The sequence below is a fragment of the Enterobacter cloacae complex sp. AR_0002 genome (assembly GCF_001922365.1).
In the GTDB taxonomy this organism is placed as follows: domain Bacteria; phylum Pseudomonadota; class Gammaproteobacteria; order Enterobacterales; family Enterobacteriaceae; genus Enterobacter; species Enterobacter hormaechei_C.
Map to the genome: position 1 here is coordinate 439,155 of NZ_CP018814.1, position 19,525 is coordinate 458,679.

Consider the following 19,525-nt stretch of genomic DNA (forward strand, 5'->3'; position numbering starts at 1 on the left):
TCTTATTTACATATCCCCGCGCTATGCTTAACGCCAACTCATTTAATGGATTTATGATTGATGTCGGTATTAAAGAAAAACAGCGCCAGGCAGCGTGACCAGGAGCGTGCGCGGCTCATCTGGCTCCTGACGACCGATAAAGCGGTCACGTCAACGTTATTGGGTAAGCTAACCCTGGCTGAGCAATATGATGTCGGCACGCTGGCCGACGATATTGCTGAGGTAGGTGCGCTGGTTGCACATTTACCACCTCCGGATCTGGCGGACACCCTGGAGGCATTGCCTTCCGAGGAGCGCCACGCCCTGTGGCGGCTGGTGCAGGATCACGAGCGCGGTCAGGTGCTGCTGGAAGCCTCGGAAAACGTCTGGGATGACCTTATCGATGAGATGAGCGACCGGGACATTCTTGACGCACTGCAAACGCTGGATATCGATGAGCAGATTTACCTCGTTCAGCATCTTCCGCGCAACCTGACCGGACGCCTGCTGGCTTCCCTGCCTGCCGAAGAGCGGGCGCGCGTGCGTCAGGTGATGCACTACGAGAAAAACAGCGTCGGCGCGATCATGGAGTTTGGCGTCATCACCGTGCGTCCGGACGTCACCCTGGGTACGGTGCAGCGCTATCTTCGTCGCCTGGGCAGTATGCCGGACAACACCGATAAACTGTTCGTCACCTCGCGGGATAAAACCCTGCTCGGGGAGCTGGAGCTGAAAACGATCCTGCTGAACAGCACCCAGCAGCGGGTGAGTGAGGTCATGGAAACCGAGCCGATGGTCTTCTCGCCGGAAGACGATGCCGAAAAAGCGGCGCGTACTTTCGAACGTGATGACCTGGTGAGCGCGGCGGTGGTGGATTCGGTGGGCAAGCTGATGGGGCGTCTGACCATCGATGAGATCGTTGACGTGGTCTATGAAGAGACCGATAACGACCTGCGTGCCCTTGGCGGGATCAGTGCCGAAGACGATGTTCATGCCTCCGTCGGCAAGGCCGTCAAAACCCGCTGGGCGTGGCTCGCCATCAATTTATGCACCGCGTTCGTGGCGTCCCGCGTTATTGACGGCTTCGAACATACCATTTCCCAGCTGGTGGCCCTGGCGTCGCTGATGCCGATTGTGGCGGGGATCGGCGGGAACACCGGCAACCAGACTATCACCATGATCGTTCGCGCCCTGGCGCTGGAAAACATTCAGCCGGGTAATTTTTCGTGGCTGATTTTCAGGGAGATGGGCGTCGCGCTGATTAACGGCCTGGTCTGGGGCGGCATCATGGGCGGCATTACCTGGTGGCTGTACGATGATATGGCGCTGGGCGGGGTCATGATGCTGGCGATGGTGCTGAACCTGCTGGTGGCGGCGATGATGGGCGTGATTATCCCATTGACGATGACCCGGCTGGGGCGCGACCCCGCGGTGGGGTCGAGCGTGATGATCACCGCCATTACCGATACCGGCGGTTTCTTTATTTTTCTTGGACTGGCGACGATTTTTCTTCTGTAGCCAGTGCTTTTTGCTTAAGTCGGGCAGGGAGGATGAACATCATCACAATCCCGCCCAGCACGCCAATCGCCAGGTTGCCGGTGTAAACCGTTGCCACAACCGTCACCAGCATCACGACGGTTTCAGCCACCGGCGCGTTTTTCAGCGTTCCGGGCTGAACGCTATGCCAGCTAAAGGTCTTGACGGCCACAATGGCCATAATACCCGCCAGTACCGCCATCGGGATTTTGGCCATCACCTCGCTGAGCGCCGTAACCAGCACCAGCAGTACGATACCCGCCGCAAGGGTGGAGATACGGCTTCTGCCTTTCCCCATCTCCACGTTTACGATGGTCTGCCCAATCATCGCGCAGCCCGCAATGCCACCGTAGAACCCGGCCATAATATTCCCCACGCCCAGACCGATGCTTTCGCGACGCTTACTGGAGGGGGTAGCGGTCAGTTCATCCACCAGTTTTGCCGTCAGCAAGGATTCCAGCAGGCCAACGAAAGCGATACTTAGCGCGCACGGCCAGATAATGCTCAGGGTTTCCAGATTGAGCGGCACCAGCAGTTGCGTAAAGCCCGGCAAACCGCCGCTCATGGAGCCTTCATCCCCTACCGTCGGCAGAATTTGCCCGCTGGTGACGGTGAACAAAGTCAACAGCACAATGGCAATCAGCGGGGAGGGCACGCTTTTGATATAGCGTGGCACCCACAGCACAATCAGCAGCGTCAGCACGAACAGGCCCACAATCAGCGGGCTTCGGCTCCAGAAATGGGGCACCTGGGCAAAGAAAATCAAGATGCCAAGGGCGTTAACAAACCCGGTCATCACCGACTGGGGAATAAAGCGCATCAGCCGCGCCATACCCAGCGCACCGAACAGGATCTGAATCATGCCTGCCATCACCACCGCGGGCAGAATGTACTGTACGCCGTGTTGATGGACCATCGGGCCAATCACCAGCGCGACGGAACCTGCCGCCGCCGTCACCATGGCCGGACGCCCGCCGAGCAGGGAAAGGGCGAAACAGAGCACCACGGAGGCGATAAGACTCACTTTCGGATCCACGCCCGCGACCACGGAAAACGAAATCACTTCCGGGATCAGCGCCAGCGCGGTAATCACACCGGCCAGGGTTTCGCGCATCAGACGGTGAGGCGAACGTAAAACAGTGGCGACATGGCCTTCTTGAGGTACAGACGAGTGGGGTAATGACATAACAATTCGCTGGTAGGGGCAGGCTTCCGTGCGCGCGATCACAAAGTGCAGCATCATAGCCAGGAAAATCGTCGGGTGCCAGCCTGTCTGCCAAAACCCTACAAACAATCCATCATTAAATTTCACAATTACAATAATTTCGTAACCTTTAAACAATATTTAAAAGTTGCTACCGTGCCACCGCAGCGTGTTTCACCTGTAATTTCCACGCATCAAGCACTATTCAACTAAGGCATAAATGATGAAAAAAATGACTGCCGTGCTCTTTTCTCTGGCCGTGGGGCTGAACGCCGTCTCGCTGGCGGCGAAGGCTGACGCACCAAAAGAGCAGGAAACGGATGTCCTTTTAATTGGTGGCGGCATCATGAGCGCCACGCTGGGAACGTATCTTCAGGAATTAGAGCCGAACTGGTCCATGACCATGGTCGAGCGCCTCGATGGCGTGGCACAGGAAAGCTCTAACGGCTGGAACAACGCCGGGACGGGGCACTCGGCACTCATGGAACTGAACTATACGCCGCAGAAAAAGGACGGTTCCATTAGTATCGAGAAGGCGGTAGAGATCAACGAAGCGTTCCAGATCTCACGTCAGTTCTGGTCTCACCAGGTGAACAGCGGTGTGTTGCACAATCCGCACTCCTTCATCAACACCGTACCGCACATGAGCTTTGTGTGGGGCGATCAAAACGTCAACTTCCTGCGCGCGCGCTACGCTGCCCTGCAACAGAGCACGCTTTTCCGCGGGATGAAATACTCTGAAGATCACGCTCAAATCAAAGAGTGGGCGCCGCTGGTCATGGAAGGCCGCGATCCGAACCAGAAAGTGGCGGCGACCCGCACTGAAATTGGTACTGACGTTAACTACGGTGAAATCACCCGTCAGCTGGTGGCCTCTCTGAAGAAAAAAGAGAACTTTAACCTGCAACTCAGCTCCGAAGTGCGTGGTTTCAAGCGCAATGCGGATAACAGCTGGAGCGTGACCGTTGCCGATCTGAAAAACAACGAAGCCGAGCATGTGATTAAGGCCAAGTTCGTGTTTATCGGTGCGGGCGGCGCGGCGCTGAAACTGTTGCAGGAGTCCGGTATTCCGGAAGCGGACGACTACGCGGGCTTCCCGGTTGGCGGCCAGTTCCTGGTGTCGGAAAACCCGGAAGTGGTTAACCGTCATCTGGCTAAAGTGTACGGTCAGGCCTCCGTTGGCGCGCCACCGATGTCGGTTCCCCATATCGACACCCGTATGCTGGACGGTAAGCGCGTGGTGCTGTTCGGGCCGTTCGCTACCTTCTCCACCAAGTTCCTGAAAAACGGTTCCCTGTGGGATCTGTTGAGCGCGACCACAACGTCAAACGTCAAGCCAATGATGGACGTGGGGCTGGATAACTTCGATCTGGTGAAATACCTGATTAGCCAGGTGATGCTCTCTGATGAAGAACGCTTCGAGGCGCTGAAAGAGTACTATCCGCAGGCGAAGAAAGAAGACTGGCGTCTGTGGCAGGCAGGTCAGCGTGTGCAGATCATCAAACGCGATCCGAAAGAGGGCGGCGTGCTGCGTCTGGGTACCGAAGTGGTAAGCGATAAGGATGGCACCATTGCCGCGCTGCTGGGGGCATCTCCGGGGGCGTCTACCGCTGCGCCAATCATGCTGCACCTGATGGAAAAGGTGTTTAAGGACAAAGTATCCAGCCCGGAATGGCAGGCGAAGCTGAAAACCATTATTCCATCCTACGGTACGAAGCTGAACGGTAACGTTGAGGCCACGGAACAAGAGCTGGAATACACCAGCCGCGTTCTGCAACTGCAATACGTCAAACCGCAGGCTGCGGATGCTGCGCCAAAGGCAGAGCTGAAGCCTCAGGCGGAAAGCAAGCCGGTAGCGGATATCGCGCTGTAAGATAAACGCAAAACGGTAACATCCGTTACCGTTTCTAGTGTTTTCTCCCTCTCCCTGTGGGAGAGGGTTGGGGTGAGGGCGCCAGAACGCACCCTTTCCAGGTCGGGTAAGCGTGAGCGCCACCCGACTTATTTTTAACGAACTACCGCTTGTCCTACCGTCTCATCCGCCTTCCATACGCGATATTTCACATCCACGTTTTCCGGCGTATATACGACGATCGGCAGCTTGCTGTTATAGCGCAGCAGACTGTTATCGCCCAGATACGCGGTAATAAATTTCTTCTCTTTCTTGCCGTCCGGGCACGCCATCATGGTGGAGACTGGCGAGGTTACTTTGTCGAAGACATAGTAGTCATAGCCCCAGCCTTCCAGCGTTTTGCTTTCCAGTTGGCCGCCCAGACGATGCTGGTTGCAGTCCACTTCCAGCGTCTGGCCGATTAACAGCTCAACTTTGAAATTTGCTTCATCCTGCTGAGCCGGGAGCTGAATAACCTGGCGCTTCATCCCTTTGTCCGCTTGCGGATACGGAGCAACTTTTTCCAGCGGCTGCTCTTTCTGGGTTTCGCTGGCGAAAGCACTGCTGCTGGCGCACGCAGCGGCGATGAGGGCGATGGCAAATTTAGGTGCGTTTTTCACTGTCATTCCTTTTTGTTAAAACGATCCTGGAAAGACTAACATAATATACGTGAATGGTTGGCGTAATTTACTCACATTTTCATTTTCAACGGAGTAATGCACTGCTTTTGTGTTCTTTTATTGGTATTTAATGCTGTAGTGGAGTCGGTGCGGCGATCGTGTTATTTTACGCGTTAATTATTGTTATTTATCTGTAAAGGGAGGAGAGATGGTACGGGAAAAACTGAAGACACCTGAAGGCCGCAAGTTCCTGCTGGCGTTACTGGTTGTGTTTATGATTGCTGCTGCATGCGTGGGGCGAGCAACCATTGTCGGTGTGATTGAGCAGTACAACATCCCGCTCTCTGCCTGGACAACCAGCATGTTTGTCCTGCAATCGGCGATGATCTTTGTTTACAGCCTGGTGTTCACCGTGCTGCTGGCGATTCCGCTGGGGATTTTCTTTCTCGGTGGGCGTGAAAAACACTAAGCATTGCGCATGCGGAGACAGGCAATAAAAAACCAGCCATAAGCGGCTGGTTTTTTTGTGTAGTTTTGGTCGGCACGAGAGGATTTGAACCTCCGACCCCCGACACCCCATGACGGTGCGCTACCAGGCTGCGCTACGTGCCGACGCATAAAAGGAATACTACTCTATTCCTTTTTGAATGCAAGGGGCAAGCAACGCTAACTGATTCATAAATAATCAGTTAGCGATAAAGCGCTTCTCGTCTGTCAGCACCTGCAACAGCAAACTGAGCTGCGGTTTCTGGTCTTTCAGCTTCTCACCTTCGAGGCTATACGTCTGGTAATTGCCGTTGCTGTTCAACACCAGGGACAACGTCGGTGTGGTCACCACCAGCGTGTTTCCGCCAGCAGCCGTGACCCAGTTATGACGCCGCGTGGCGCTAAAGAGGTCTTGGCCCTGCGAGTACTCAATTGCCGGTGTGCTGACGTGCAGCAGCCGCTGCATTAACGTGGTCATGACGTCTTTATGGTCGGTCAGCATGTTGATGCGCTGCGCGGGAGTGCCCGGCCAGTGGATCACCAGGGGAACATGCAGGTTCGGACGCGACCACTCCATGCCCTTCGCCTCGTCGCCGAGCGGCACGCCATGCCCCGCCGTGATAATCACGACCGTATTATCCAGCTTGCCCGCGTCGCGCAGGGCGGTCAGCACGCGGCCGATCTGCGCATCAACATCGCCCGCCGCACGGCTATAGCGGCGCGCGAAGCCTTTCTGATTGCTGTCATCAAGCGTTGTGCCGTTAAACGCAACCCAGGAGAACCAGCGGTTATCTTCCTGCGCATAGCGCTTCAGCCAGTCTATCCACTGGTCAGCGGTCCGATCGTCAGACTGGCTCTGCGCGGCGGGCAGTGAGAAATCAGACAGCAGCGCCTGGCGGTACAGCGAGCTGTTGAAACCATCAGAGGCGAACAGCCCCAGCTGGTAGCCCTGCTGATTAAGCCCGGTAATCAATGCCGCCGGAATACGGGCCGACAGCACGCCGTCCATATAGCTCGGTGAAATGCCATAGAACAGGCCGAAAATACCCGCGTCGGTCGAATTACCGGAGCTCATATGCTGAGTGAATACGATATTGTTCTCAGCGAATTCTGCCAGCGCTGGCATCTGCTTCTCATAGCGGGAATAGTTCAGGCCATCGACGGTAATCAGCAGCACGTTCTGACCGCGCCCCATGTCGCGATATTTCAGATCGCTCAGGGGATACTGCACGCTGACCGCTTCCGGATTACCCTGTTCGACCAGACGACGCTGATACTCCTGCGCGTCCAGCAGGCCGTGTTTTTCGAGGAAACGACGCGCCGTCATCGGATAGGAGAGCGGCAGGTTTGCGCGCTGCATGGTAATCGGGCGGTAGAAGTTCGCATCTGCCCAGATATACATCAGGTGCGAACCGATAAATGAGGCGAAAAAGAGCGCCGCGACGGGCTTCGCATAATGGCGGCGTCGGGTCAGACTGCGGAGTTTTTGCCAGCTCCACGTGGCGAACAGCATTTCGATCAGCAGGATAATCGGCACGCTGATAAACATCAGCTGCCAGTCGCGCGCGGTCTCGTTCTGATCCGGGTTAATCACCAGCTCCCAGACGACAGGATTCAGGTGCAGGTGGAATCGGGTAAAGACTTCGCTGTCGATCAGCAACAGCGTCATGCCCGCCGTTGCAAGAATGGCAGACAGGAAGCGCATCAGCCGCTGCGACATGACGATAAACGTCAGTGGGAACAGGATCAGCAGATAGGTGGCGAAGACCAGAAAGCTAAAGTGACCCACAAGGCTCATCCACGAGTAGACGCGCCCGGTTAATGTGGTTGGCCAGTCCGCCACAAACAGATAACGGCAGCCGAGCACCATCGCCAACAGAATGTTGAACAGGGCAAACCAGTGCCCCCAGCTGACCATCTGGGAGACTTTTTCACGGTAGCGCTGACGATTCGTCACCATAAACTGTTGTTCGTTTCCCTTAGTGTGCCTGGTCGTCGCTAACGGAGGACTGCAAAGCCTGGGCGAAAGATTTGGCGATCGCCTGACGCTGAGCCGGAGCAACGCTGGTATTGATCAGGTTGGTAACCATATTTCCCAAAACCATCAGGGAGAGATCGGTTGGCGTTTTATGTTTTTCCAGTACGTTGACCAGCTCACTGAGCAGTTGTTCAACGTGTTCGTCACTGTAGCGGGAATGTTGTGGCATAAATCAAAATCAGTTTGTTGGGAGAAGGGCGACATATTACCGTAGCAACAGCTTTTTTTCCCCTTTTTTATCTTCTGTTGCACACATGCGTTGGTGGTGGTTGAATACCGCCCGGTCTAAAAGGAGAGTTTATCATGAGTCTGGAAATCAACCAGATTGCCTTGCACCAGCTTATCAAGCGTGATGAGCAAACCCTTGAAGTGGTGCTGCGCGATTCGTTACTGGAACCAACGCCTACCGTTGTCGAGATGATGGCGGAGTTGCATCGCGTCTACAGCGCGAAAAATAAAGCCTATGGCTTGTTCAGCGAAGAGAGCGAACTGGCGGATAGCCTGCGCCTGCAACGTCAGGGCGAAGAGGATTTCCTGGCATTCAGCCGCGCTGCTACTGGCCGTCTGCGTGACGAGCTGGCGAAATATCCCTTCGCCGATGGCGGTATCGTCCTGTTCTGCCACTACCGCTATCTGGCGGTAGAGTATCTCCTGGTCACCGTGCTGAATAACTTAAGCAGCATGCGCGTGAACGAGCAGCTGGATATCAGCTCAACGCACTACCTGGATATCAACCATGCGGATATTGTGGCGCGTATCGATTTAACCGAATGGGAAACCAACCCGGAATCGACGCGCTACCTGACCTTCCTTAAAGGTCGCGTGGGCCGCAAAGTGGCCGATTTCTTTATGGACTTCCTCGGTGCCAGCGAAGGGCTGAATGCCAAAGCGCAGAACAAAGGTCTCCTCCAGGCGGTGGATGACTTTACGGCTGAGGCGCAGCTTGATAAATCTGAGCGTCAAAACGTGCGTCAGCAGGTTTACAGCTACTGCAACGAGCAGTTACAGGCCGGGGAAGAGATTGAGCTGGAGTCGCTGTCCAAAGAGCTGGCAGGCGTCAGCGAAGTCAGCTTCCAGGAATTTACCGCGGAAAAAGGCTATGAGCTGGAAGAGAGCTTCCCGGCGGATCGCAGTACGCTGCGTCAGCTGACGAAATTTGCCGGTAGCGGCGGTGGGTTAACCATTAACTTTGATGCCATGCTGCTCGGGGAACGTATCTTCTGGGACCCGGCCACCGACACGCTGACCATTAAAGGCACGCCGCCGAATCTGCGCGACCAGCTTCAGCGTCGCACCTCAGGCGGTAAGTAACAGCCATAAAAAAACCCCGCAAACGCGGGGTTTTTCTCGACAGGTTTGCGATTACGCGCGAACGAAGTCGATGTGAGTCAGTTTTGGCTTGAACGCGTGACGCTGAACAGCCTGAACTTTCACTTTTTCTTCTTTACCGCCAACAACGATGGTCAGAACTTCGCTGTAGAACTCAGCTTTGGTCTGCATGTTCCATACTTTGTCGTGATCCAGTTCAATAGCAACTGGAGCAGCTTCGCCACCGTAAACGATAGCCGGGAACTTGTTTGCGGTACGCAGGCGGCGGCTCGCACCCTTACCCTGCACGTTACGTACTTCTGCTTCGATAGTGAACATTGATTTCTCTCTGTATTTAAAACCCTACTACAGGCGACCCAGCAGCAGGTGAGTGTTCTGCCTCACGGATGTGAAGCGGGCGGCATTTTATACTCAAATGGCTCGCGCATCAACGAAAAGTCCCGTTAACCACGCAATTCGTTTGCCCGGCGAAAGCGTCCTTCATAGTCAAAGACCTTCTCACGTACCTGCCAGAACTGCCCTTTTTTGCGGGCGACAACAAAATCAGGATGCCGCAGCAACGCCTGCTGGCGCACGATATCGGCAACGGTTAGCCAGCGCAGCGGCACGCCAGGCGTGCGGGTATGCGGGCGGATAAAGAGCTGCTCGAACGCGGTGCGCTGGGCGGGCGTCTGGACCCGGAACCGCTCGCTGACGTCTGCGCCATCCTCGTCGTAATAGGTGATTTTTAGCCACTCGCCTTTTTCATCCGCGCCGGGGTATAAGGCCATGCCGGAACAGCGCAGCACCAGTGCATCCTTTAGTTTCAGCGCTGCTTTCAGCATGTCGTCCGGGTCGACCAGGACCGTGTCGCACTCCCGACAGCGGCGGGCGGCAATGTCGTTTTCAGCGTTGCACTGCGGGCAGTTTTTGAAGCGGAAGCGGAAATCACACTGTTCGCGATGGCCTTCATCGTCTTCAAACCAGCCCTGACAGCGGCGGCCAAAATGTTCAATCAGCGTGCCGTCGGCGGTGGTTTTCCCCCAGAAGGTGTTGGCAAACCCGCAGGCGGGGCAAAAAACCTGAACGGGAACGTTGTCGCTCTTGCCTTTTGGCGTGCCTACTTCCGGCGAATAGAGATCGTGCGGGTTACCGGCGTAATCAAGGATCAGACAGTCGGTTTTGCCCGGCGCCAGACGCAGCCCGCGGCCAACAATCTGCTGATACAGGCTGACGGATTCCGTCGGGCGAAGAATCGCAATCAGGTCGACGTGCGGGGCGTCAAAGCCGGTGGTTAGTACGGAGACATTCACCAGATAGCGGAACCGCTGAGCTTTGAAGTCCTCAATCAGGCTGTCGCGCTCCGGGCCGGGGGTTTCACCGGTAATTAACGCCGCGTCGTCGGCGGGCAGCAGCCCCGTAATTTCACGCGCGTGTTCGACAGTGGCAGCAAAAATCATCACCCCTTTGCGCGTTTGTGCAAACTCTTCAATCTGGCTGATGATATGCGGCGTGATCCGCTTCTGTTTTTTCAGCTCATGGTTAAGATCTGCCTCGCTGAACAGCCCGTTGCTCTGCGCCTGTAAGCGGCTGAAATCGTACTGCACGACGGGCATATCCAGCCGCTCCGGCGGCGTCAGGTAGCCGTGCTTGATCATGTAGCGCAGCGGAAGCTCATAGATACAGTCGCGGAACAGGGCCTTTTCATCGCCACGCACCATGCCGTGATAATGAAACTGATAAATCCAGCCCTTGCCCAGACGAAACGGCGTGGCGGTGAGGCCAAGCAGACGGAGGTGAGGATTCACCTTTTTCAGATGAGTGAGGATTTGCTGATACTGGCTGTCGTCGTCATCGCTGATGCGATGACACTCATCGACAATCAGCAGGGAAAACTCGCTGCGAAACAGTTCCAGGTTGCGCGCAACGGATTGTACGCTGCCAAACACCACTTTTCCGTGGCTCTCTTTGCGCTTCAGTCCGGCGGCAAAAATGTCGGCCTCCAGGCCGAGCGCGCAATATTTGGCGTGGTTTTGCGCCACCAGCTCTTTGACGTGCGCCAGCACCAGCACGCGTCCGCGGGCCAGGCGCGCCAGTTCGGCAATCACCAGGCTTTTGCCGGCTCCGGTCGGGAGTACGATGGCGGCGGGCTCCCGATGCTTGCGAAACCAGGCGAGGGTGGCATCAACGGCTTCCTGCTGATAGGGGCGTAATGTGAACGTCATGGCTTCTCTATTCAGTTAACTCGCATATAGTATGCCACGAAACTTTTTCCCTTGAGTGGCGCAACCAGACCATTATACTGAACTGTTTCTGACTGCTTCTTTTTCGGACGCGTAGTCCGACTTCCAGCACCATTAAGGCTAAAAAGATTTCATGCGACTTGATAAGTTTATCGCTCAGCAACTCGGCGTAAGCCGCGCTATTGCCGGGCGTGAAATTCGCGCCAGCCGCGTAACCGTGGACGGCGACATTGTGAAAGACAGCGCTTTTAAACTCCAGCCTGAGCACCAGGTGGAGTATGACGGCAACCCGCTGACCCAGCAGAATGGCCCGCGCTACTTCATGCTCAACAAACCGGAAGGTTACGTCTGTTCAACGGACGATCCGGATCACCCGACGGTGCTCTACTTCCTCGACGAACCTGTGGCGCACAAGCTGCATGCGGCAGGGCGACTGGATATTGATACCACCGGCCTGGTGCTGATGACCGATGACGGCCAGTGGTCGCATCGCATCACCTCCCCGCGCCATCACTGTGAGAAAACCTATCGGGTGACGCTTGAGTCTCCGGTCTCGGATGACACGGCAGAGCAGTTCGCAAAAGGCGTTCAGCTGCATAATGAAAAAGATCTGACCAAACCGGCGGTGCTGGAAATCATCACTCCAACTGACGTGCGCCTGACCATCAGTGAAGGCCGCTATCACCAGGTGAAACGGATGTTTGCCGCCGTGGGCAACCACGTTGTGGGGCTGCATCGTGAACGTATCGGCGCGATTGAACTCGATCCAGACCTGGCGCCAGGGGAATATCGCCCGCTGACGGAAGAAGAGATTGCCAGCGTCGGGCTGCCTTCACGCTAAATTCAGGAGAACCCTGTGACCACCAGGCCACACTCGTCGTTTAAAATTGTATTTATCCTTGGCCTGCTGGCCATGCTGATGCCGCTGTCTATCGATATGTATCTGCCCGCGCTGCCGGTGATTTCCGCGCAGTTTGGCGTACCGGCAGGCAGCGCGCAGATGACGCTCAGCACCTACATTCTTGGTTTTGCCCTCGGTCAGCTCTTTTATGGCCCAATGGCCGACAGCCTGGGGCGTAAACCAGTTATTCTGGGGGGGACATTGATATTTGCCGCGGCGGCGGTGGCCTGCGCGCTGGCGCAGAGTATCGATCAGCTGATTGTGATGCGTTTCTTCCATGGCCTGGCGGCGGCTGCGGCAAGCGTGGTAATTAACGCGCTGATGCGCGACGTCTACCCGAAGGAAGAGTTCTCACGCATGATGTCGTTCGTCATGCTGGTCACGACAATTGCGCCGCTGGTCGCCCCCATGGTGGGCGGGGCGGTGCTGGTTTGGTTCAGCTGGCATGCGATTTTCTGGATCCTGGCGATTGCCGCGCTGCTGGCCTCGGTGATGATCTTCGTCTTTATCGATGAAACGCTGCCGGTCGAGCGACGTCAGAAGTTCCACGTTCGCACCACGCTTGGCAACTTTGCCTCGCTGTTTCGCCATAAGCGTGTGCTCAGTTATATGCTTGCCAGCGGCTTCAGCTTTGCCGGAATGTTCTCGTTCCTGAGTGCGGGGCCGTTTGTGTACATCGAACTGAACCATGTGTCACCCCAGCATTTTGGTTACTACTTCGCGCTGAATATTGTGTTCCTGTTTGTGATGACCATTATCAACAGCCGCTTTGTCCGGCGGGTTGGGGCGCTGAATATGTTCCGCGCCGGGCTGTGGATCCAGTTCGTGATGGCTATCTGGCTGGTATTGAGCGCGTTGCTGGGCGTCGGTTTCTGGGCGCTGGTGGTGGGCGTGGCGGCGTTTGTCGGCTGCGTGTCGATGGTTTCATCCAACGCGATGGCGGTGATCCTCGACGAATTCCCGCATATGGCGGGCACCGCCTCGTCGCTGGCAGGAACGTTCCGTTTCGGGATAGGCGCGATAGTCGGGGCGCTGCTCTCGACGGCAACGTTTAATACCGCCTGGCCGATGCTGTGGGCGATTGCCCTCTGCGCGACCTGCTCCATTCTTTTTTATCTTTACGCCAGCCGGCCGCGAAAGACGGCGCATAAATGACCATTTAAGGCCCGATACGGGCCTTTTTGTTGACCCATATCAACCAACCCTACGTTCGTTTACCCTGTGTTTGTTTCTTTTATGTAAAATCTATTTATGTAAAAAGTCACATCATTGTATTTAAAAAGGTTGAGTTAGATCGCAGAAACGGGTACATATAGCGCCGACGCGAGCCTGCAACGCCTATAAAATCCGCTAAACAGTGCAGGTTGGCGATGATGTGTTACTATAAATGTAAATAAATTGTGAAGTAAATTTGCTTCCGGGGATCTGAACGTGAATACATTACAACTCTCCATTGTCCATCGCTTGCCCCAGAGCTATCGCTGGTCGACGGGTTTTGCAGGTTCGAAAGTTGAACCGATTCCGCAAAGCGTTGCCGGGGAGGATAATTGCCTGGTGGCGCTCAAACTGCTCAGCCCGAGCGATGAAAATGCGTGGCCGGTTATGGAACGTCTCAGCCAGGCGCTGACGGACATCGAAGTGGACAGCTCCGTGCTGGAATGCGAAGGTGAGCCGTGCCTGTTTGTTAACAGCCAGGATGAGTTTGCCGCCACCTGTCGTCTGAAAAACTTCGGCGTGGCCATTGCCGAGCCGTTCTCCGGTCAATACCCTTTCTGAGTGCTAGTCAGCGGACAATAGCTGGCGCGTGTAATCCTGCGCAGGCGCAGTGAATACGCGCTGGCACTCTCCCTGCTCCACGACTTCTCCCTGCCGCAATACTACCACCTGATGGCAAAGCGCACGCACCACCTGTAAATCGTGGCTGATAAAGATATAGGCCAGCCGATGCTTTTCCTGTAGCCCCTTCAGCAGCGCCAGAATTTGCGCCTGCACGGTGCGGTCCAGGGAAGAGGTTGGCTCGTCCAGCACGATCAGCTCAGGTTTCAGGATCAGTGCGCGGGCAATCGCTATACGCTGGCGCTGTCCGCCAGAAAACTCAGCCGGATACCGGTGCCGGGTCTCGGGATCTAAACCCACTTCCTCCATCACCCGCTTCACGTCGATTTCACGCTGTTGCGCCGTCATTGTCGGCTGGTGGACGCGCAGGCCCTCTTCAATAATCTGTAATACGCTCAGGCGCGGGTTAAGCGAAGAGTTTGGATCCTGAAATACCACCTGCATCCGCGGGCGGACAGGAAGCATCATCCGGCGATTCAGGTTTTGCAGCGGCATGCCGTCAAAGACAATGCTTCCCTGAGAGGCGATCAGGCGCAGCAGCGCCAGGCCGGTGGTGCTTTTGCCCGAGCCGGATTCGCCCACAAGCCCAAGCGACTCGCCCGGACGCAGAGCGAAACTCATGTCTTTCAGGACATGATTGTGATCGACCACGCGACGGAGAATGCCTTTGCGGATCGGGAATGACACCGACAGCCCCTCAACCCTCAGCAACGGCGCGCTGTCAGCGTTAAGCGGAACCGGGTCGCCAGCGGGTTCGCTATCGAGCAGGCGCTGTGTATACGGGTGCTGAGGCGCGCTCAGCAGGACGGATGCCCGGTTCTGTTCCACGCAGCGGCCGTTTTGCATCACGGCCACCGTGTCAGCAAGCTTTTTCACGATGCTCAGGTTGTGCGTAATGAACAACAGGCTCATTTTCAGCTCGTCGCGAAGCTCGCGCAGCAGTTGCAGAATTTGCGCCTGCACCGTGACGTCCAGCGCGGTGGTGGGTTCATCGGCAATCAGCAGTTCGGGGCGCGTGAGCAGGGCCATTGCGATCATCACGCGCTGGCGCTCGCCGCCGGAAAGCTGGTGCGGGAAATCGTTCAGCCGTTTCGCCGCATGACGAATACCGGTGCGTTCAAGGCAGTCCAGAATTTCACCCCGCGCTGCCTCTTTACGCATTCCCCGATGAAGGGACAGCACTTCATAGAGCTGTTTTTCCAGCGTATGCAGAGGGTTGAGCGACACCATCGGCTCCTGAAAAATCATGGCGATGTTATTGCCACGAATGCCGCGCAGGGTTTGCTCGTCAGCGTTCAGCAGCGATTGTCCATGGAACAGAATATCCCCCTGCGGATAGCTGACCGGCGGGGAGGGGAGCAGGCGCAGCACCGAAAGTGCCGAGACGCTTTTACCGGAACCGGATTCCCCGACCAGCGCCAGCGTCTCTCCGCGCTGGATCTGCAACGATAAATCCGTCACTACCGTGCGTGATTCGCCCTGCTTTGAAAACGCAATCGACAGGTTTTCTATGCTCAGAAGAGGCCGGGTCATGTCATACCGCCTTGTTGGGATCGAAGGCATCGCGCACGGCTTCGCCAATAAAAATCAGCAGGGAAAGCAGCACCGCCACGGAGAGGAATGCGGTGATGCCCAGCCAGGGGGCCTGGAGATTGTTTTTGCCCTGCAACAGCAGTTCGCCAAGGGACGGTGAGCCCAGTGGCAAACCGAAACCAAGAAAATCAAGCGACGTCAGGGTGGTAATGGAGCTGCACAAAATAAATGGCAGGAAGGTGAGGGTCGCCACCACCGCATTGGGAAGCATGTGGCGGAAGATAATTGCGCGATCGCTCACGCCTAACGCTTGCGCGGCGCGAATATAGTCGTAATTCCGCGTGCGCAGAAACTCCGCGCGCACCACGCCGACCAGCGCCATCCAGCCGAACAGGACGGTGATCCCGAGCAGCCACCAGAAGCCAGGCTGTACCACACTGGACAGCAGGATAATCAGAAACAGCGTTGGCATACCGGACCAGACTTCAATCACGCGCTGTCCCCATAAATCTATTTTACCCCCGTAATAGCCTTGCACGGCGCCCGCCACAACGCCCATTACGCTGCTAAAGAGCGTCAGCATCAGCCCAAACAGGAGCGAGATGCGGGTGCCATAGAGGATACGCGCCAGCACATCGCCGCCGTTGGCGTCCGTTCCCAGCCAGTTTTGCGCGGAAGGCGGCGAAGGGAAGGGGGTAGACGTGGCGAAGTTAATACTGTTCGCGCCAAAACGAATCGGTGCCCAGATAGCCCAGCCGTGCTGCGCTATCTGCTCACGTAACCAGGGATCCTGGTACTCGGCTGGCGTCACAAATGGGCCGCCAAAATCGCTTTCGCTATAGGTAGTAAGCACCGGTACATACCAGCGGTCTTTGAAATGCACCAGCAGGGGTTTATCGTTGGCAATCAGTTCCGAACACATACTTAAAGCGAACAGGACGGCGAAGATCCACAGCGACCAGTAGCCGCGACGGTTGTGGCGAAAGCGCGCCCAGCGGGCCTGATTGACGGGGCTTAAACGCGACATCAGCGGCCCTCAAAATCGATACGGGGATCGACCAGCGTATAGCTGATATCGCTGATGATGTTCAGCAGCAGGCCGATCAGGGTGAAAATGTAGAGTGTGCCAAACATCACCGGATAATCACGGGAGACGGTGGCCTCATAGCCCAGCAGCCCTAATCCGTTGAGCGAGAACATCACTTCTATCAGCAACGAGCCGGTAAAAAACATACTGATGAACGTGGCGGGGAAACCTGCAATCACCAGCAGCATGGCGTTACGAAAAACGTGCTTCCACATGATCTGCTTTTCACCGACGCCTTTGGCGCGCGCGGTGACGACGTACTGTTTGCGGATCTCATCAAGAAAGGCGTTTTTGGTCAGCATCGTAAGCGCCGCAAAACCGCCGATGACCGTCGCCAGCACCGGCAGCGTGATGTGCCAGAAGTAATCGGTGATTTTCTGATACCACGGCAGCGTGCTGAAATCCGCGGAGACCAGCCCGCGCAGCGGGAAGAGGTCGAAATAACTGCCGCCTGCGAAAAACACAATCAACAGCACGGCAAACAGAAACGCCGGAATAGCGTAGCCGATGATAATAAACGTACTGCTCCAGATATCGAAACGGCTACCGTTGTAGACCGCTTTCCTTATCCCCAGCGGAATGGAGACCAGATAAATAATCAGCGTCCCCCACAGTCCGAGCGTGATGGAAACCGGCAGGCTTTGTTTGATCAGGGTTAACACCGAGGCGCTGCGAAACAGGCTGTCGCCAAAATCGAAACGGACATAATCCCATAGCATCCTGAAATAGCGCTCGTGCAGCGGCTTGTCAAAACCATAGCGATGGGTGATCTCGGCGATCACCTCCGGATCCAGTCCCCGACCGCCCCGGTAGTGGCTTTCGCTGATGTTGCCCACGCCCGTCCGGGCATGGCTGGCCCCCATTCCTTCGCCGCCGCCGCCCGGCATGCCGCCAGCGTGACCAAATTCTATTGCCGCAATCGCCTGGTCCACCGGACCGCCGGGGGCGATCTGGACGATAAAAAAGTTAATGGTAATGATGGCCCACAGCGTCGGGATCACTAACAGCAGCCGGCGGATAAGATAAGCGCCCATCGTCACTCCTTAACGCCGCTCTGCGGGCAATTTTGCGGCTTTATTCACGTCATACCACCAGGTGTCAAAGCCGAGGGTGTAAACCGGGCGAACGGCAGGCAGGGAGAATTTATCCCAGCGGGCCACGCGATCTTCGCCCATATACCACATCGGCAGCATGTAATAGTTCCAGGTTAATACCCGATCGAGCGCGCGGCCAAGCGGCAGAAGCTTGTTCTTATCGCCCTGAGCGGCCACAATTTTTGCAATCAGCGCATCAATCACCGGGCTCTTTACGCCCGGGGCGTTGTAGGAGGAGTCGATATACCCCGATGCCCAGGAGATTTGCAGATCTGAACTCGGCCACGGCTGGGCGGCCCACAGGGTCTGCATCATATCGTAATCGCGACTGCGCTTGCGGTTAGTCAACTGGGCCATATCGACCTGGCGGATATTCATAGTGACGCCAAGCCGGGCAAGGTTCTTCTTAAACGGCAGCACCCACTGATCGTTTGCGCCAGAGGCAATCAGCAGTTCGAAGCTGAGCGGTTTACCGGTTTGCGCATTAACCCGTTGCCGATTTTTCAGCACCCAGCCAGCGTCATCCAGCAGGTTGCTGGCTTTCAGCAGGTTGTCCCGGTCGAACCCGTTTCCGTCGGATTTGGGCGGTTCAAATATGCGGGTGAACACCTCCGGCGGTAGCTCCGCTTTCATTGGCGCCAGCAAAACCAGCTCGTCCGCGTGGGGATAATCACGGGCGGCATATTCAGTATTCTGGAAATAGCTGTTCGCCCGGCTGTAGGCTCCGTAAAACAGCGCTTTGTTCATCCATTCGAAATCAAACGCCAGGGTAATGGCTTCACGCACCCGACGATCGGAAAAAAACGGGCGCTGAATATTAAACGCCAGCCAGCGCGTGTCCTGCGCGGATTCGTTTTTGTGTTCGTCTTTAACGATATAGCCTTTCGCGAAATTTTTTCCGATATAGCGGGTCGCCCAGTTTTTGGCGCTGTTCTCGACACGTAAATCAAATGCGCCTGCCTTAAATGCCTCGAAGGCCACGTTATCATCCAGGTAGTAGTCGTAGCGGATTGTATCGAAGTTCCAGCGGCCCCGGTTTACCGGCAGCGTGGCTGCCCAGTAATCTTTCACACGGGAATAGATCACATACTGGCCCATTCGCCAGTCGGTAATGCGATACGGCCCTCCGGCCAGCGGCGGGGTAGAGAGGGGATCGCTCAGCTTATGGTTTTTCCAGAAGGATTCGGGCATGACGGGCAGGGAGAACAGGCTCAGCATATTCTCTTTGTTCGCCTCAGGGAGTTCGATTCGCACGGTCAGCGGGGCGATGGCTTTCACCGTGGTGCCCTTGTACACCAGACGAAACTGTGGCACGCCTTCGGTCATAAATTTATGAAAGGTGAACGCCACGTCGCGGGCGCTAACCGGCGTACCGTCGTGAAAACGCGCCCGCGGATTAATCGCGATTTCTGCCCAGCTGAAATCTTCGGCGTAACGTACGTTCTCGGCGACCAGGGGATAATAGCTGCCGGGCTCGTCGTCGGAGGTGACGAACAGCGTGTCATAGAGGGATTCGGTACGCGCTGCCGCTACGCCGCGCAGGGCAAAGCGGTTAAAGTTGTCAAATGTTCCCGTGGCGGAAAGCGTCACGTTTCCGCCTTTCGGGGCGGCTGGGTTGACGTAATCGTAGTGGTTAAAGTTAACCGCGTACTTCGGCTCGCCAATGACGGCAAAGGCCGTGCTCTCTTTGATGGTCTGCGCCTGGCTCGACAGGCTCACCAGCGCCAACAGCGTCAACACAACGCGCATAATCATAGTGCGGCGGATCC

General features: G+C 56.1%; 17 protein-coding genes and 1 tRNA gene. 7 read left to right on the forward strand and 11 right to left on the reverse strand.

The window, feature by feature from the left end; genetic code table 11:
- Positions 1–60 precede the first annotated feature (60 nt).
- Positions 61–1,497, forward strand: coding sequence for a magnesium transporter (mgtE, locus tag AM329_RS02260; RefSeq protein ID WP_006811337.1), 1,437 nt, complete (start codon positions 61–63; stop codon positions 1,495–1,497).
- On the opposite strand, the gene AM329_RS02265 is transcribed toward mgtE, so the two are convergent.
- Positions 1,460–2,755 (reverse strand): SulP family inorganic anion transporter, encoded by a 1,296-nt coding sequence (locus AM329_RS02265; RefSeq protein WP_032610259.1) that lies wholly within the window; start codon positions 2,753–2,755, stop codon positions 1,460–1,462. The genes mgtE and AM329_RS02265 overlap by 38 nt on opposite strands.
- A 187-nt stretch (positions 2,756–2,942) precedes the next feature.
- Here AM329_RS02265 and mqo point away from each other — a divergent pair, with 187 nt between their 5' ends.
- Positions 2,943–4,592: a malate dehydrogenase (quinone) gene (mqo, locus tag AM329_RS02270; RefSeq protein ID WP_003859385.1), complete on the forward strand. Its 1,650-nt coding sequence runs from the start codon at positions 2,943–2,945 to the stop codon at positions 4,590–4,592.
- 134 nt (positions 4,593–4,726) lie between these two features.
- Here mqo and eco read toward each other — a convergent pair whose 3' ends face one another.
- The gene (gene eco / locus AM329_RS02275; RefSeq protein WP_032609713.1) at positions 4,727–5,236 is read right to left on the reverse strand and encodes a serine protease inhibitor ecotin; all 510 of its coding nucleotides are present in this window, start codon (positions 5,234–5,236) and stop codon (positions 4,727–4,729) included.
- Between the two features lie 202 nt (positions 5,237–5,438).
- Between eco and AM329_RS02280 the strand changes: the two genes are divergently transcribed.
- Positions 5,439–5,699, forward strand: a complete 261-nt coding sequence (locus AM329_RS02280) for a DUF2534 family protein (RefSeq protein WP_006811332.1) — start codon at positions 5,439–5,441, stop codon at positions 5,697–5,699.
- A gap of 66 nt (positions 5,700–5,765) precedes the next feature.
- On the opposite strand, the gene AM329_RS02285 is transcribed toward AM329_RS02280, so the two are convergent.
- The 3 genes from AM329_RS02285 to AM329_RS02295 all read right to left on the reverse strand — a co-directional run bounded on the left by AM329_RS02285 (position 5,766) and on the right by AM329_RS02295 (position 7,923).
- Positions 5,766–5,842 (reverse strand) — tRNA-Pro (locus tag AM329_RS02285).
- A 73-nt stretch (positions 5,843–5,915) separates the two neighbouring features.
- Complete coding sequence (gene yejM, locus AM329_RS02290) at positions 5,916–7,676, reverse strand: LPS biosynthesis-modulating metalloenzyme YejM (protein WP_003859380.1); 1,761 nt, start codon at positions 7,674–7,676, stop codon at positions 5,916–5,918.
- A gap of 19 nt (positions 7,677–7,695) precedes the next feature.
- Complete coding sequence (locus AM329_RS02295) at positions 7,696–7,923, reverse strand: YejL family protein (protein ID WP_001135586.1); 228 nt, start codon at positions 7,921–7,923, stop codon at positions 7,696–7,698.
- A 134-nt stretch (positions 7,924–8,057) separates the two neighbouring features.
- Between AM329_RS02295 and yejK the strand changes: the two genes are divergently transcribed.
- Positions 8,058–9,065, forward strand: a complete 1,008-nt coding sequence (yejK, locus tag AM329_RS02300) for a nucleoid-associated protein YejK (RefSeq protein ID WP_017383403.1) — start codon at positions 8,058–8,060, stop codon at positions 9,063–9,065.
- Between the two features lie 51 nt (positions 9,066–9,116).
- Here yejK and rplY read toward each other — a convergent pair whose 3' ends face one another.
- Together rplY and AM329_RS02310 are read right to left on the reverse strand one after the other, a co-directional pair.
- Positions 9,117–9,401, reverse strand: a complete 285-nt coding sequence (gene rplY, locus AM329_RS02305; RefSeq protein WP_003859376.1) for a 50S ribosomal protein L25 — start codon at positions 9,399–9,401, stop codon at positions 9,117–9,119.
- Positions 9,402–9,526: 125 nt separating this feature from the next.
- Entirely contained in the window at positions 9,527–11,287 is a 1,761-nt protein-coding gene (locus AM329_RS02310) for a DEAD/DEAH box helicase (protein WP_032609711.1), read from the reverse strand.
- Positions 11,288–11,438: 151 nt separating this feature from the next.
- Between AM329_RS02310 and rsuA the strand changes: the two genes are divergently transcribed.
- The 3 genes from rsuA (at position 11,439) to AM329_RS02325 (ending at position 13,982) form a co-directional block, all read left to right on the forward strand.
- A complete protein-coding gene (gene rsuA / locus AM329_RS02315) occupies positions 11,439–12,146 on the forward strand; it encodes a 16S rRNA pseudouridine(516) synthase RsuA (protein WP_003859374.1) in 708 nt (235 codons plus the stop codon).
- Between the two features lie 15 nt (positions 12,147–12,161).
- Positions 12,162–13,361 carry a Bcr/CflA family multidrug efflux MFS transporter gene (locus tag AM329_RS02320; protein WP_003859373.1) on the forward strand — a complete coding sequence of 400 codons (1,200 nt, stop codon included), beginning with the start codon at positions 12,162–12,164 and terminating at the stop codon, positions 13,359–13,361.
- A 276-nt stretch (positions 13,362–13,637) separates the two neighbouring features.
- Positions 13,638–13,982 carry a YejG family protein gene (locus tag AM329_RS02325; protein ID WP_003859372.1) on the forward strand — a complete coding sequence of 115 codons (345 nt, stop codon included), beginning with the start codon at positions 13,638–13,640 and terminating at the stop codon, positions 13,980–13,982.
- A gap of 3 nt (positions 13,983–13,985) precedes the next feature.
- Here AM329_RS02325 and yejF read toward each other — a convergent pair whose 3' ends face one another.
- Genes yejF through AM329_RS02345 form a run of 4 tightly spaced genes read right to left on the reverse strand, consistent with a single transcriptional unit; the run spans position 13,986 to position 19,511 of the window.
- A complete protein-coding gene (gene yejF / locus AM329_RS02330; RefSeq protein ID WP_032609710.1) occupies positions 13,986–15,575 on the reverse strand; it encodes a microcin C ABC transporter ATP-binding protein YejF in 1,590 nt (529 codons plus the stop codon).
- Between the two features lies 1 nt (position 15,576).
- A complete protein-coding gene (locus tag AM329_RS02335) occupies positions 15,577–16,602 on the reverse strand; it encodes an ABC transporter permease (protein ID WP_003859370.1) in 1,026 nt (341 codons plus the stop codon).
- On the reverse strand, positions 16,602–17,696 hold the full coding sequence (locus tag AM329_RS02340; RefSeq protein WP_003859369.1) for a microcin C ABC transporter permease YejB: 1,095 nt from the start codon (positions 17,694–17,696) through the stop codon (positions 16,602–16,604). The genes AM329_RS02335 and AM329_RS02340 overlap by 1 nt, the downstream gene beginning before the upstream one ends.
- A gap of 9 nt (positions 17,697–17,705) precedes the next feature.
- On the reverse strand, positions 17,706–19,511 hold the full coding sequence (locus AM329_RS02345; protein WP_032609709.1) for an extracellular solute-binding protein: 1,806 nt from the start codon (positions 19,509–19,511) through the stop codon (positions 17,706–17,708).
- Positions 19,512–19,525 lie beyond the last annotated feature (14 nt).